The organism is Azotobacter bryophylli (genome assembly GCF_042643485.1).
Taxonomy (GTDB): Bacteria; Pseudomonadota; Gammaproteobacteria; order Pseudomonadales; family Pseudomonadaceae; genus Azotobacter; species Azotobacter bryophylli.
Map to the genome: position 1 here is coordinate 272,117 of NZ_JBHRSJ010000001.1, position 13,343 is coordinate 285,459.

Annotated in this window: 12 protein-coding genes; 8 read left to right on the forward strand and 4 right to left on the reverse strand. The window is 62.5% G+C overall.

Annotated elements, in window-relative coordinates:
* Positions 1 to 17: 17 nt before the first annotated feature.
* A complete protein-coding gene (locus ACFOJE_RS01320) occupies positions 18 to 374 on the reverse strand; it encodes an ArsC family reductase (RefSeq protein ID WP_377812420.1) in 357 nt (118 codons plus the stop codon).
* Positions 375 to 504: 130 nt separating this feature from the next.
* Between ACFOJE_RS01320 and ACFOJE_RS01325 the strand changes: the two genes are divergently transcribed.
* Positions 505 to 2,139 carry a Na+/H+ antiporter gene (locus tag ACFOJE_RS01325; RefSeq protein WP_377812421.1) on the forward strand — a complete coding sequence of 545 codons (1,635 nt, stop codon included), beginning with the start codon at positions 505 to 507 and terminating at the stop codon, positions 2,137 to 2,139.
* Positions 2,140 to 2,168: 29 nt separating this feature from the next.
* Here the strand turns inward: ACFOJE_RS01325 and dapC are convergent, their stop codons facing one another.
* From dapC to map, 3 genes are read right to left on the reverse strand one after another with little or no spacing between them, the layout of a single operon-like run.
* Positions 2,169 to 3,365 (reverse strand): succinyldiaminopimelate transaminase, encoded by a 1,197-nt coding sequence (dapC, locus tag ACFOJE_RS01330; RefSeq protein WP_377812422.1) that lies wholly within the window; start codon positions 3,363 to 3,365, stop codon positions 2,169 to 2,171.
* A 27-nt stretch (positions 3,366 to 3,392) separates the two neighbouring features.
* Positions 3,393 to 6,098 carry a [protein-PII] uridylyltransferase gene (locus ACFOJE_RS01335; RefSeq protein ID WP_377812423.1) on the reverse strand — a complete coding sequence of 902 codons (2,706 nt, stop codon included), beginning with the start codon at positions 6,096 to 6,098 and terminating at the stop codon, positions 3,393 to 3,395.
* A 38-nt stretch (positions 6,099 to 6,136) separates the two neighbouring features.
* Positions 6,137 to 6,919, reverse strand: a complete 783-nt coding sequence (gene map / locus ACFOJE_RS01340; RefSeq protein WP_377812424.1) for a type I methionyl aminopeptidase — start codon at positions 6,917 to 6,919, stop codon at positions 6,137 to 6,139.
* A 321-nt stretch (positions 6,920 to 7,240) separates the two neighbouring features.
* On the opposite strand from map, the gene rpsB reads away from it, so the two are divergent.
* The 7 genes from rpsB to ispC all read left to right on the forward strand — a co-directional run bounded on the left by rpsB (position 7,241) and on the right by ispC (position 13,325).
* On the forward strand, positions 7,241 to 7,981 hold the full coding sequence (gene rpsB, locus ACFOJE_RS01345) for a 30S ribosomal protein S2 (RefSeq protein WP_377812425.1): 741 nt from the start codon (positions 7,241 to 7,243) through the stop codon (positions 7,979 to 7,981).
* Positions 7,982 to 8,107: 126 nt separating this feature from the next.
* Positions 8,108 to 8,977, forward strand: a complete 870-nt coding sequence (gene tsf / locus ACFOJE_RS01350) for a translation elongation factor Ts (RefSeq protein ID WP_377812426.1) — start codon at positions 8,108 to 8,110, stop codon at positions 8,975 to 8,977.
* Between the two features lie 273 nt (positions 8,978 to 9,250).
* The gene (gene pyrH, locus ACFOJE_RS01355) at positions 9,251 to 10,000 is read left to right on the forward strand and encodes a UMP kinase (protein WP_377812427.1); all 750 of its coding nucleotides are present in this window, start codon (positions 9,251 to 9,253) and stop codon (positions 9,998 to 10,000) included.
* Positions 9,990 to 10,547 carry a ribosome recycling factor gene (frr, locus tag ACFOJE_RS01360; protein WP_377812428.1) on the forward strand — a complete coding sequence of 186 codons (558 nt, stop codon included), beginning with the start codon at positions 9,990 to 9,992 and terminating at the stop codon, positions 10,545 to 10,547. Before pyrH ends, frr begins: the two co-directional genes overlap by 11 nt.
* A gap of 23 nt (positions 10,548 to 10,570) precedes the next feature.
* Positions 10,571 to 11,326 (forward strand): polyprenyl diphosphate synthase, encoded by a 756-nt coding sequence (gene uppS / locus ACFOJE_RS01365; protein WP_377812429.1) that lies wholly within the window; start codon positions 10,571 to 10,573, stop codon positions 11,324 to 11,326.
* Complete coding sequence (locus tag ACFOJE_RS01370; protein ID WP_377812430.1) at positions 11,326 to 12,141, forward strand: phosphatidate cytidylyltransferase; 816 nt, start codon at positions 11,326 to 11,328, stop codon at positions 12,139 to 12,141. Before uppS ends, ACFOJE_RS01370 begins: the two co-directional genes overlap by 1 nt.
* Positions 12,138 to 13,325 (forward strand): 1-deoxy-D-xylulose-5-phosphate reductoisomerase, encoded by a 1,188-nt coding sequence (gene ispC, locus ACFOJE_RS01375; protein WP_377812432.1) that lies wholly within the window; start codon positions 12,138 to 12,140, stop codon positions 13,323 to 13,325. The genes ACFOJE_RS01370 and ispC overlap by 4 nt, the downstream gene beginning before the upstream one ends.
* The last annotated feature ends 18 nt before the right edge of the window (positions 13,326 to 13,343 follow it).

Consider the following 13,343-nt stretch of genomic DNA (forward strand, 5'->3'; position numbering starts at 1 on the left):
ATTCGAATGGCGCCGGCTCAGGCCAGCACCGTGGAATAGAGTTCCGGCTTGAAGCCGATCAGGGTGCGATCGCCGAGGTCGAGGACCGGGCGCTTGATCATCGAGGGCGCGGCCAGCATCAGGTCGATGGCCTTGGCCTGATCGAGGTCGGCCTTCTGGGCGTCGTCCAGTTTGCGGAAGGTGGTGCCGGCGCGGTTCAGCACGGTCTGCCAGCCATGCTCGGCGCACCATTTCTCCAGGGAGGCGCGGTCGATGCCGGCGCTCTTGTAGTCATGGAAGCGGTAGGTCACGCCCTGCTGGTCGAGCCAGGTGCGGGCTTTCTTCATGGTATCGCAGGCCTTGATGCCATAGAGGACCGGAATGCCGTCAGTCATTGTCTGTCTGAGCCGTCGGAGGGGATGACGGGGAATTATGCCACTTGTTTAAAAAAACCGGATGACGGTTCTCGTTGCGATTGCTCCCGGAGGTAAACTGGGGACGACCCAGGCAGTTCCCTTTCCCTCGATGCAACTTCTCCATACCATTCTGATCATGCTGCTGGTCGTCGGCGGCACGCGTATCGCTGCGCAGTTCTTGCCCGTTCCGCTGCCGATCATCCAGATTCTCAGCGGCGCCCTGCTGGCGCTGCCGGCCCTCGGCCTGCACGTGCGGCTCGACCCGGAGCTATTCCTCCTGCTCTTCATCCCGCCGTTGCTGTTCGTCGACGGCTGGCGCATGCCCAAGGGCGAATTCCGCCGCCTGCGCACCCCCATCCTGCTGCTAGCCTTCGCTCTGGTGCTGTTCACCGTATTGGTCGCCGGCTGGCTGATCCATCTGCTGCTGGCGGATGTGCCGCTGGCCGTCGCCTTCGCCCTGGCAGCGGTGCTCTCGCCCACCGATGCGGTGGCGGTGTCGGCGATCGCCCGCAATCGGCTGCCGCGCACGCTGATGAACATCCTCCAGGGCGAGGCGCTGATGAATGACGCCTCGGGCCTGGTGGCGTTCAAGTTCGCCGTGGCCGCTGCACTGACCGGCATTTTCTCCCTGGCCGATGCCAGTCTGAAATTCGTCCTGGTGGCGCTCGGCGGGCTGCTGGTCGGCGTCGCGCTCGGCTATACGCTGAGCCGCGTGCGGGCCTGGATGATCGCCCGCGGCTGGGAGGACCCGGCGCCTCACGTGATGTTCATGCTGCTGCTGCCGTTCGCCGCCTACGTACTGGCCGAGCATCTCGGCGTGTCGGGCATCCTGTCGGCGGTGGCGGCGGGCATGGTACAGAGTCGGCTCGATCTGCTGCCGCGGCAGACCACCACGCGCCTGCTCAATCGCAGCGTCTGGCATCTGCTCGAGTTCACCTTCAACGGGCTGATCTTCCTGCTGCTCGGCCTGCAATTACCAGACATCGTCAAAGCCGCGGCCAGAGGGGCGCAGGGGAGCGTCTGGCTGACCGCTTGCCAGCTGGCGTTCTACGTGCTGGCGGTATTCTTCATCCTGCTGTCGCTGCGCTTTCTGTGGATGTACGGCTATTGGCGGATCTCCAGCGCGCTGCGCCACTGGCGCGGCCTTCCCAGTGCGGTCGACGGCCAGTCGCCGATTCGGCTGGCCGCGTTGCTGTCGCTCGGCGGGGTGCGCGGCGCGGTGACTCTCGCCGGTGTCCTCTCGCTGCCGCTGTTGGGTAACGGAGAAGCCTTCCCCGAACGGGATCTGCTGATCTTCATCGCCGCCGGGGTAATCCTGCTGTCGCTGCTGGCCGCCAGCGTCGGCCTGCCTCGCCTGCTTGCAGGCCTGCCGCCGGACAACGAGGATGCCCGCCTGAGCGAGCGGCAGCGGCATTGGGCGAGGACCGTCGAGGCGGCGATCCGTGCCCTGGAGGCGCAGGCCGAGGATGCTTCGCTGGATGCGGAGGGAATGGCCCTGGCGACCGAGGTCAAGGCCAAGATCATGGCCGAGTACCGCCAGCAGCTGGAGCAGGACAGCTCCGGCGAGGCGCGGACACGGATGCGGCAGATGGATGAGCTGGAGCAGCGTCTGCGTCTGGAGGCCCTGCGGGCCCAACGTCTCGAACTGTACCGCCTGCGCCGCGAGCACCAGGTGGACGACGATCTGCTCGGAGAGATCCTGCGCGATCTGGATATCAGCGAAGCACGCTTGCAGCGCGGCTGAAGGCGCGGGTCGCCCCGCGCCGACAGGCTTCAGCCGGCGTTCACGAAGTCGCGGATACGCCCGGCGGCTTCCACGCATTCGGCCCGCGGGGCGACCAAGGCCATGCGCACGCGGTTGGCTCCGGGGTTGAAGCCGTCCACTTCGCGCGAGAGGAAGGAGCCCGGCACCACGGTCACGTGCTCGCGGGCGAACAGCTCGCGGGTGAAGACCGTATCGTCCGCCGGCGTTCTCGGCCAGAGGTAGAAACTGCCGTCCGGCCGCTTCACATCCAGCACCGGCTGCAGGATATCCAGCACCGCATCGAATTTCTCCCTGTAGAGCACCCGGTTGGCGCTCACGTGGGCCTCGTCGTTCCAGGCGGCGATGCTGGCCAGTTGGGTCTGCACCGGCATGGCGCAGCCGTGGTAGGTGCGGTAGAGCAGGTATTTCTTCAGGATCTCGGCGTCGCCAGCGACGAAGCCGGAGCGCAGACCCGGCAGGTTGGAGCGCTTGGACAGGCTGTGGAACACCACGCAGCGGGAGAAGTCGCTGCGGCCGAGCTCGGCGCAGGCGGTCAGCAGGCCGGGCGGCGGGTTCTGCTCGTCGAAATAGAGCTCGCTGTAGCACTCGTCGGCAGCGATCACGAAGTCGTGTTCGTCGGCCAACGCGATCAGCTTCTTCAAGGTATCCAGCGGCACCAGGGCGCCGGTGGGGTTGCCCGGCGAGCAGATGAAGAGAATTTGGCAGCGCTGCCACACCTGCGACGGAACCGCGTCGAAATCGGGGTTGAAACCGTTTTCCTCGGTGCACGGCAGGTAGTGGGGCGTGGCGCCGGCGAGCAGGGCCGCGCCCTCGTAGATCTGGTAGAAGGGGTTCGGGCTGATCACCAGGCCACTGCGCTCGCGCTCCACCACCGCCTGGGTGAAGGAGAACAGCGCCTCGCGGGTGCCGTTCACCGGCAGCACGTGGCGCGCCGGATCGAGCCAACCGGCCGGCACCCGAAAGCGCCGCTCGCACCAGTGGGCGATGGCTTCGCGCAACATCGGCAGGCCGAGAGTGGTCGGGTAGACCGAGAGCTGGTCGAGATTGGCCGCCAGGGTTTCGGCGACGAAACTCGGCGAGCGGTGCTTGGGTTCGCCGATGGACAGGGCGATAGGGGCCTTGTCGGCCGGCGGCTGCACTCCGGCGAGCAGCGCGCGGAGCTTCTCGAAAGGGTAGGGTTGCAGCAGGTTCAGGGCGTTGTTCATTTTTTCTTGGCTTCGGCTTCAGTCCGGTCAGATGCTGATCTGGCTAGGCTGGGGGCTATGGTTCTCGGCATCCGATAGCTGCTCGACGATCGCCTGCTGCAGGCGTATGCAGAGCTCCGGGTCGGACAGCGGCTGGTTGTTCGCATCGGTGACCAGGAAGACGTCCTCGACCCGCTCGCCCAGGGTGCCGATCTTGGCGTTCTGCAGCGACAGGTCGAACTCCAGGAAGATCTTGCCGAGGCGCGCCAGCAGACCGGGGCGATCGGGCGCAGTCAGTTCGAGAATGGTCACCGGACGCTGCGCGTCGTTGTGGATGGTGACCTGCGGTGCGAAGGCGAAATGCTTGAGCTGGCGCGGCACCCGGCGCTGGATGATGGTCGGGTAGTCGTCAGGATTGCGCAGGGCTTCCACCAGGCCGCGGCGGATCTCCTGGATGCGCCGCGGGTTTTCGCCGATCGGGCTGCCATCGGCGTCCAGCACGATGTAGGTGTCCAGGGTGAACTGACTGGTCGAGGTGATGATGCGGGCGTCATGGATGCTCAGATTGAGCTGGTCCATGGCGGCCACGGTCACGGCGAAGAAGTCGTGCTGGTCCGGCGCGTAGATGAAGATCTGGGTGGCCCCCTCGAACTCGCGTTGGGTGGTTTCCTTGATCAGGACCAGCGGATCGCTGCTGGTGACCGGGTGCTGCAGAATCGCCTCGGTATGCCAGGCGACGTCGTTGGCGGTATGGCGCAGGAAATAGTCGTCGCCCAGCTGCGACCAGAGCTGCTCGGCATCGTCCGGGTCGGTACCACTGCGCACCAGGATGTCCAGCGCGGCGCTCTGGGTCTGGCGGATCTGCTCCTCGCGGTCGACCGGGTGCTCCAGGCCACGGCGCAGTGCCTGCTTGGTCTCGGTGTAGAGCTGGCGCAACAGGCTGGCGCGCCAGGAGTTCCACAGTGTCGGGTTGGTGGCGTTGATGTCCGCCACGGTCAGCACGTAGAGATAGTCCAGGTGGGTCTGGTCGACGACCTGGCGGGCGAAGTCGAAGATCACCTGCGGGTCGGAGAGGTCCTTGCGCTGGGCGGTGGTGGACATCGCCAGGTGGTTGCGCACCAGCCAGACCACCAGCTCGGTGTCCCAGGCCGGCAGGTGATGGCGTTCGCAGAAGGCACGGGCGTCGGTCGCGCCGAGCTCCGAGTGGTCGCCGCCGCGGCCCTTGCCGATGTCGTGATAGAGGCCGGCGATGTAGATCAGCTCGGGTTTGGGCAGCTTGGCGGTGAGCTTGCTGGCCAACGGATACTTCTCCGCCATCTCCGGCCAGGTCAGCTTGCGCAACTGCTTGATCACGTTCAGGGTGTGGGCGTCCACGGTATAGATGTGGAACAGGTCGTGCTGCATCTGCCCGACGATGTGCCCGAACTCCGGCAGATAACGCCCCAGGATGCCGTAGCGGTTCATTCTGCGCAGGTTGCGGTGGATACCCTGGCGGCACTTGAACAGCTCGATGAACAGGCTGGTGTTGCGGATGTCGTTGCGGAATTCGTCGTTGATCAGATAGCGATGATCCCGCAGCAGACGGATGGTATCGGCACGCACGCCCTTGATTTCCGGGTGCTGGGCCAGCAGCACGAAAATCTCCATCAGGGCGAACGGGGCGCGCTTGAAGACGCTCTCGTTGCAGGCCTCCAGATAGCCGTCGTGGATCTGGAAGCGACTGTTCAGGGGCTCGATCTGGTCGGCCTTGTCGCTGCGGAGGATGACTTCCTCGAAGTGCTGGGAGACCAGTTCGGTCAGCTCGGCGATGCCCATCACCACCCGGTAGTACTTCTGCATGAAGCGCTCGACCGCCAGTTTGGCGTCGCTATCTTGGTAGCCGAGCAGTCCGGCGATCTGTCGCTGGTAGTCGAACAGCAGGCGGTCCTCCGCGCGGCCGGCGAGCATGTGCAGGGCATAGCGCACCTTCCAGAGGAACTCCTGGGATTCGGAGAGTAGGGCATATTCGCCTTCCAGCAGGAAGCCCTGGCCGACCATCGCGTGCAGCTTGAGGGTGCCGAACTGGCGGCGGGCGATCCATAGGATGGTCTGGATGTCGCGCAGCCCGCCGGGCGAGCCCTTGACGTTGGGCTCCAGATTGTACTCGGTGTCGTTGTAGCGGGCGTGGCGGGCTTTCTGCTCGTCGCGCTTGGCGAGGAAGAAGGCCTGACTCGGCCACATCCGCTCGGGGCTGGTGACCTCCTGCATGCGCTGGCGCAGGCGTTCAGGGCCGGCGATGGTACGGCTCTCCATCAGGTTGGTGATCACCGTCAGGTCGGCTCGGGCCTCCTCGGCGCACTCGGCCACCGAGCGCACGCTCTGGCCCACTTCCAGGCCGATGTCCCAGAGCAGGGTGAGAAAGCCCTCGATGGACTCGCGAAAGGTCTCATGGTCGTCGCCGTCCAGCAGGATCAGCAGGTCGATGTCCGAATACGGGTGCAGCTCGCCACGCCCGTAGCCTCCGACCGCGACCAGGGCGATATCGGCGTCCTCGCTCCAGTCGAAGCGGTTCCAGGCCTGGCAAAGGATCTGGTCGACGAACCAGGCGCGGTCCTCGATCAGGCGACGAATGTCGCGGCCGGACAGAAAGCGCTCGTCGAGCACCTCCCGTGCGTGCTTGATGGCCTTCTTGAATGCGGCGATGGGGCTGGCCTTCAGAGCCAGCTCCGCCTGGAACTGGCCATGGTCGAACAATTCCGGATCTACCTGCGGCATGACATGAGTTCCTTCCTTTTGAGTGCTGTACGCCGTCGTCAGGCCGGGGTGCGCGGGATGGTGTCGTCGCTGCGCAGGGTGAGGATCTCGTATCCGTCGGCGGTCACCAGGATGGTGTGCTCCCACTGGGCAGAGAGCTTGCGGTCCTTGGTGATGGCGGTCCAGCCGTCGCCGAGCAGACGGGTCTCAGCGCGGCCCTGGTTGATCATCGGCTCGATGGTGAAGGTCATGCCCTCCTTGAGCTCCAGGCCGGTGCCGGCGCGGCCGTAGTGCAACACCTGGGGCTCTTCGTGGAACACGGCGCCGATGCCATGACCGCAGTATTCGCGGACCACGGAGAAACCGTTCTTCTCGGCGTGCTTCTGGATCACCTCGCCGATATCGCCGAGATGGGCGCCCGGGCGGACCAGTTCGATGCCTTTATACAGGCACTCCTGGGTCACCTGGCACAGCCTTCTGGCCCATTCGGAAACATTGCCGACTAGGAACATCATGCTGGTGTCCCCGTGATAGCCGTCCTTGATCACCGTGATGTCGATATTGACGATGTCGCCATCCTTGAGTGGCTTGTCATTGGGGATGCCGTGGCAGACCACGTGGTTGATCGAGGTGCAGATCGACTTGGGAAAACCCTTGTAATTGAGCGGTGCCGGAATAGCCTTCTGCTCGTTGACCATGTAATCGTGGCAGATCCGGTCCAGTTCCTCGGTGGTGACGCCGGGCTTCACATGTTTGCCGATCATTTCCAGCACGTCGGCGGCCAGGCGGCCGGCTACGCGCATTTTTTCGATTTCCTCGGGCGTCTTGATAGTGACGGTCATGAAAACTCTCTGGGCGCACGGGGCGCAAGGCTACAAATCAGAAAGAACGATAATAAACCAAATTGGTCAGAAGCCCGAGAAAAGCACGGAAAACCCCGCCAAAGCAGTACGGCTCGGTCGCCGAGGCGAGGATGGATGGCGCCGCGAACCCTGCAGGCCTGTAGCTCGCAGCTGGCTTTTATGCTATAAAGCGCGCCGCTCGGAGGATCCCTGTCCAGCGAGCGCAAAACCCACACACGCATCGACACGATATCCTGGGTGCCCGCAAGGGTTGGATATTGGGATGCGTGGAGGCCCAACCCGACTTATCGAGGAATAGAGATGTCCCAAGTCAACATGCGCGACATGCTGAAGGCCGGTGTGCACTTCGGCCACCAGACCCGTTACTGGAACCCGAAGATGAACAAGTACATCTTCGGCGCGCGCAACAAGATTCACATCATCAACCTAGAAAAGACTCTGCCGATGTTCAACGAGGCCCTGGCCTTCGTTGAAAAGCTGGCTGCCAGCAAGAACAAGATCCTGTTCGTAGGCACCAAGCGTTCCGCCGGCAAGCTCGTGCGTGAAGAAGCGACCCGCTGCGGCATGCCGTACGTCGATCACCGTTGGCTCGGCGGCATGCTGACCAACTACAAGACCATTCGCGCCTCCATCAAGCGTCTGCGCGAGCTGGAAGCCCAGTCCCAGGACGGCACCTTCGCCAAGCTGACCAAGAAAGAAGCGCTGATGCGCACTCGCGATCTGGAGAAGCTGGAGCGCAGCCTGGGTGGCATCAAGGACATGGGCGGTCTGCCGGACGCCATGTTCGTGATCGACGTCGACCATGAGCGCATCGCGATCAGCGAAGCCAACAAGCTGGGTATTCCGGTGATCGGCATCGTCGATACCAACAGCAGCCCGGAAGGTGTGGATTACATCATCCCGGGTAACGACGACGCCATCCGCGCCGTTCAGCTGTACCTGGTCGCCATGGCTGACGCGATTATCCAGGGTCGTCAGAACGCCAGCACCGGCGACGAGTTCGTCGAAGAAGTCGCGGCCTCCGAGGTCGCAGAAGGCTAAGTTCGGACGCCTGCGTTACCCGGTGCGCAAAAAGGGGGCTAGGCCCCCTTTTTGCCACCTTCGAATTGAAGCCCGCTCGGCTTTCCGGGTTGAGTGGTTTGAAACCTATCCTAGAGGATTGCGAACATGGCAGAGATTACTGCGGCTCTGGTCAAGGAACTGCGCGAGCGTACCGGCCAGGGCATGATGGAGTGCAAGAAGGCCCTGGTTGCCGCCGGTGGCGACATCGAAAAGGCCATTGACGACATGCGCGCTTCCGGTGCGATCAAGGCGGCCAAGAAGGCTGGCAACATCGCAGCCGAGGGTGCCATCGCCGTCAAGGTGGCAGCTGACAACAAGTCGGCCGTGATTGTCGAAATCAACTCCCAGACCGACTTCCTGGCTCTGCAGGAAGACTTCAAGGCCTTCGTCGCCGATAGTCTGGAAAAGGCTTTCGTCGAGAAGTTGACCGACGTGGCTCCGCTGGTCGCTGCCCAGGAGTCCGCTCGCGAGGCTCTGGTGGCCAAGACCGGCGAAAACGTCAACATCCGCCGTCTGACCCGTGTCGAAGGCGACGTGGTCGGTGCCTACCTGCACGGCCACCGCATCGGCGTGCTGGTGACCCTCAAGGGCGGCGATTCCGAACTGGCTCGCGAAATCGCCATGCACGTGGCGGCCAGCAACCCGCAGTTCCTGGACCCGACCCAGGTCTCCGAGGAAGCCGTCGCCAAGGAGAAAGAGATTTTCCTGGCCCTCAATGCCGACAAGATCGCCGGCAAGCCGGAAAACATCGTCGAGAACATGGTCAAGGGCCGTATCAGCAAGTTCCTCGCCGAGGCCAGCCTGATCGAGCAGCCTTTCGTCAAGGACCCGGAAATCAAGGTCGGCGCTCTTGCCAAGAAGGCCGGTGCCGAGATCGTCTCCTTCGTTCGCTACGAAGTGGGTGAGGGTATCGAGAAGGCTGAGGTCGACTTCGCTGCCGAAGTTGCCGCCCAAGTCGCTGCCAGCAAGCAATAAGACGGTTTATCACCGTCGTCCCGACAAGAGGCTGCCCGCTCACGCGTGCGGCCTCTTTGTCAAACTAGCGGTCTGTTCGGTCGATCCGCCTGTCGGTTTTGCCGCTCAAGGCGCCGGTTTGCTCCTTGTCCTGGCGGGGCATGGGGCCGATCAATAGGCCTCTCAGACCGAGGGCGCCAGAAGCGTCCATTTGTTGTTCGCGCCATAGCTGCGCAGAAAACCCGCAGGCGTAATTGTCTGTCATGATTCAAAGTGCCGCAGGAGAGATTCGCAATGGCCCAGCAGGTGAGTGGACGTCAACCTCGCTATAAACGCATTCTGCTCAAACTCAGCGGCGAAGCCCTAATGGGCTCCGAAGACTTCGGTATAGATCCCAAGGTACTGGATCGCATGGCCCTTGAGGTCGGTCAGTTGGTCGGTATCGGCGTTCAGGTCGGCCTGGTGGTCGGTGGAGGCAACCTGTTCCGTGGTGCTGCGCTTTCTGCTGCCGGCATGGACCGCGTGACTGGAGATCACATGGGTATGCTGGCTACGGTGATGAACGCCTTGGCCATGCGGGATGCTCTGGAGCGCTCCAATATCCCCGCACTGGTTATGTCGGCGATTTCCATGGTTGGCGTGACCGACCACTACGATCGGCGCAAGGCCATGCGCCATCTGACCTCTGGCGAAGTAGTGATATTTTCTGCCGGCACCGGCAACCCATTCTTCACCACGGACTCCGCGGCCTGCCTGCGTGCCATCGAGGTCGATGCCGATCTGGTGCTCAAAGCCACCAAGGTGGATGGCGTCTACACTGCCGACCCGTTCAAGGATCCCAATGCCGAGAAGTTCGATCACCTGACCTATGATGAAGTGCTCGATCGCAAGCTGGGCGTGATGGATCTGACCGCTATCTGTCTGTGTCGTGATCACAAGATGCCTCTGCGTGTCTTCAATATGAACAAGCCTGGCGCCCTGCTGAACATCGTCGTGGGGGGCGCCGAGGGAACCCTGATCGAGGAGAGTAAGCATGATCAATGAGATCAAGAAGGACGCGCAGGAGCGCATGAAGAAGACTCTGGAATCCCTGGGCCACGCGTTCGCCAAGATCCGTACCGGTCGTGCCCATCCGAGCATTCTGGATGGTGTCATGGTTTCCTACTATGGCGCTGACACTCCATTGCGCCAGGTTGCCAACGTGGTTGCCGAAGACGCGCGCACCCTGGCTCTGACCGTATTCGACAAGAGCATGATCCAGGCGGTGGAAAAGGCGATCATGACCTCCGATCTGGGGCTCAATCCGGCGACCGCGGGTACCACCATTCGAGTGCCGATGCCGGCGCTGACCGAGGAGACCCGCAAGGGCTATACCCGTCAGGCCCGCGCTGAGGCGGAGAACGCCCGGGTCGCCGTGCGTAATATTCGCCGCGATGCTCTGGCTCAACTGAAGGATCTGGTCAAAGAGAAGGAGATCAGCGAGGACGAGGAGCGCCGCGCGGCTGATGAGGTCCAGAAGCTGACCGATAAGCATGTTGCCGAGGTTGATAAGGCCTTGGAGAACAAGGAAACCGACCTGATGGCCGTGTGATAGCGGCTTTTACAGGAAGCCTTATGGACAAGAAGAAGACGGCTGCTCAGCCCGCAGTGCCACGTCATGTGGCCATCATCATGGATGGGAATAATCGCTGGGCGAAGAAACGCCTGTTGCCTGGTATCGCCGGGCACAAGGCCGGTGTGGACGCGGTGCGCGCGGTGATCGAGGCTTGCCTCGAGGCCGGCGTTGAGGTGCTGACCCTGTTCGCGTTCTCCAGCGAGAACTGGCAGCGTCCCGCCGCAGAGGTCGGTGCCTTGATGGATCTGTTTTTAGCTGCCTTGCGCCGCGAGGCGAAGAAGCTCGAGGAAAACGGCATCTCTTTGCGCATTATTGGCGACCGTTCCCGCTTCCGGCCGGAATTGCAGGCGGCTATGCGCGAGGCCGAGCTGCAGACGGTCGGGCAGGATCGCTTCATCCTGCAGATCGCCGCCAATTACGGCGGTCAGTGGGACATCGTCCAGGCCGCTCAGCGCCTGGCGCGGGAGGTCAAGGCCGGCCATCTGCAGCCAGAGGAAATCAGTCCGCAGCTCCTGCAGAGCTGCCTCTCGACAGGTGATCTGCCTTTGCCCGATCTATGTATTCGTACTGGTGGAGACCATCGCATCAGTAATTTTCTGCTTTGGCAGCTTTCCTACGCCGAATTGTATTTTAGCGATCTCTATTGGCCCGACTTCAAACAGGATGCCATGCGCAAGGCGCTGGCCGATTTCGCGACTCGCCAGCGTCGCTTCGGCAAGACCAGCGAGCAGATCGAGACAGAGGCGCGGCTCTGATGCTCAAGCAGAGAGTTATTACCGCGCTGATTCTCCTGCCCATCGCGTTGGGCGGCTTTTTTCTTCTGGATGGCTGGGCATTTGCTGCGTTTATCGGGGGCGTGATCACGCTGGGGGCTTGGGAGTGGGCTCGACTGGCCGGGCTCGAGGCCCAGGCGGCAAGGGTGGGGTTCGCTGTACTGGTCGCATTGACACTTTGGATGCTTTACCAAATTCCAGTGATTTCGACCTTGCTGCTTCCGCTGGCTCTCGTCTGGTGGGTGCTGGCTGTGCCGTTGGTGCTGCGTTATCCGCAAAGCAGTTTCTACTGGGAGAGTACCGCTAGACGGTTGCTCATCGGTCTGCTGATTCTCCTGCCGGCCTGGAAAGGCTTGCTGCTGCTCAAGCAGTGGCCTTTAGCGAACTGGCTCATCGTCGCCGTGATGGTGCTCGTCTGGGCAGCAGATGTCGGCGCCTACTTCTTTGGCAGGGCCTTCGGCAAGCACAAGCTCGCACCGAAGGTAAGTCCCGGAAAAAGTTGGGAAGGGTTGTTTGGCGGTCTGTTGGTCAGCCTGTTGATCACGGCAGGAGTCGGTTTGTTTCGCGGCTGGTCGATGTCCGAGCTATCGCTGGCGCTGGTCGGTTCAACGCTGGTGGTGCTCGTTTCGGTGGTCGGGGATCTGGCCGAAAGCATGTTCAAGCGCCAATCCGGACTTAAGGACAGCAGCCACCTGTTGCCCGGGCATGGTGGTGTCTTGGATCGCATCGACAGCTTGACGGCAGCCATTCCGCTCTTCGTTGTCATTCTTTGGATTGCTGGCTGGGGGAAACTTTGAATCCGCAACAGATAACGGTGCTGGGTGCTACCGGTTCGATCGGCAAAAGTACGCTAGATGTCATCGCCCGCCATCCTGATCGCTACCAGGCGTTCGCACTAACCGGGTACGCCCGTTTGGACGAGTTGAGGGCGCTCTGCTTGCGCTTCCGTCCGAGATACGCCGTGGTGCCGACAGAGGTGGCGGCGCGTCAGCTGCAGGATGATCTGCGGTCTGCTGGGTTGGCTACTCGGGTCTTGCAGGGGACAGATGGCCTTTGCGAGGTGTCCGCCCATCCCGAGGTGGATGCCGTGATGGCGGCAATCGTCGGGGCGGCCGGTTTGCGTCCGACGCTGGCTGCTGTGGAGGCTGGCAAGAAAGTCCTGTTGGCCAACAAGGAGGCGCTGGTGATGTCCGGTGCCTTGTTCATGCAGGCGGTACGCCGTAGTGGTTCGCAGCTTCTGCCTATCGACAGCGAGCACAATGCGATTTTCCAATGCCTGCCGTCCGATTATCAGCGAGGGCTGAGCAAGGTCGGGGTGCGCCGCATTCTGCTGACGGCCTCAGGTGGTCCATTCCGACAAATGCCTGCAGCGGGTTTGGTTGATGTGACGCCCGAGCAGGCTTGTGCCCATCCCAACTGGTCCATGGGCCGGAAGATTTCCGTCGATTCTGCGAGCATGATGAACAAGGGGCTGGAGTTGATCGAGGCCTGCTGGCTATTCGATGCGCAGCCGGCACAGGTCGAGGTGGTCGTTCATCCACAGAGCGTTATCCATTCCTTGGTCGATTATGTCGATGGCTCGGTTCTGGCTCAGTTGGGCAATCCGGACATGCGCACTCCCATCGCTCACGCTTTGGCTTGGCCTGAGCGGATCGACTCGGGTGTTGCTCCACTGGATCTATTCAGGGTCGCCCGGCTGGATTTCGAAGCTCCCGACGAGCAGCGATTCCCCTGTTTGCGTCTCGCGCGTCAGGCTGCAGAGGCTGGTGGTTGTGCTCCGGCCATGCTCAATGCCGCCAACGAAGTGGCGGTATCCGCTTTCCTCGAGCGGCGCATTCGCTTCACGGAAATCGCGAGTATGATCGGAGACGTGCTCGAGGCGGAATCGAATACGGCCGCCGATAGCCTGGATGCAGTCTTGCATGCGGATGCCAAGGCGCGCTCGCTGGCTGAGGATTGGCTGCGGCGAGGTGGGCGCTGATCCGTTGGCAATGAGCGG

Excerpts from the sequence above, each read along its gene's own strand:
- ACFOJE_RS01370 (WP_377812430.1), top strand. The coding sequence starts at position 11,326 with ATGCTCAAGCAGAGAGTTATTACCGCGCTGATTCTCCTGCCCATCGCG.
- dapC (WP_377812422.1), bottom strand. The coding sequence starts at position 3,365 with ATGAACAACGCCCTGAACCTGCTGCAACCCTACCCTTTCGAGAAGCTC.
- ACFOJE_RS01325 (WP_377812421.1), top strand. The coding sequence starts at position 505 with ATGCAACTTCTCCATACCATTCTGATCATGCTGCTGGTCGTCGGCGGC.
- tsf (WP_377812426.1), top strand. The coding sequence starts at position 8,108 with ATGGCAGAGATTACTGCGGCTCTGGTCAAGGAACTGCGCGAGCGTACC.
- map (WP_377812424.1), bottom strand. The coding sequence starts at position 6,919 with ATGACCGTCACTATCAAGACGCCCGAGGAAATCGAAAAAATGCGCGTA.
- frr (WP_377812428.1), top strand. The coding sequence starts at position 9,990 with ATGATCAATGAGATCAAGAAGGACGCGCAGGAGCGCATGAAGAAGACT.
- pyrH (WP_377812427.1), top strand. The coding sequence starts at position 9,251 with ATGGCCCAGCAGGTGAGTGGACGTCAACCTCGCTATAAACGCATTCTG.
- ACFOJE_RS01335 (WP_377812423.1), bottom strand. The coding sequence starts at position 6,098 with ATGCCGCAGGTAGATCCGGAATTGTTCGACCATGGCCAGTTCCAGGCG.
- rpsB (WP_377812425.1), top strand. The coding sequence starts at position 7,241 with ATGTCCCAAGTCAACATGCGCGACATGCTGAAGGCCGGTGTGCACTTC.
- ACFOJE_RS01320 (WP_377812420.1), bottom strand. The coding sequence starts at position 374 with ATGACTGACGGCATTCCGGTCCTCTATGGCATCAAGGCCTGCGATACC.
- uppS (WP_377812429.1), top strand. The coding sequence starts at position 10,571 with ATGGACAAGAAGAAGACGGCTGCTCAGCCCGCAGTGCCACGTCATGTG.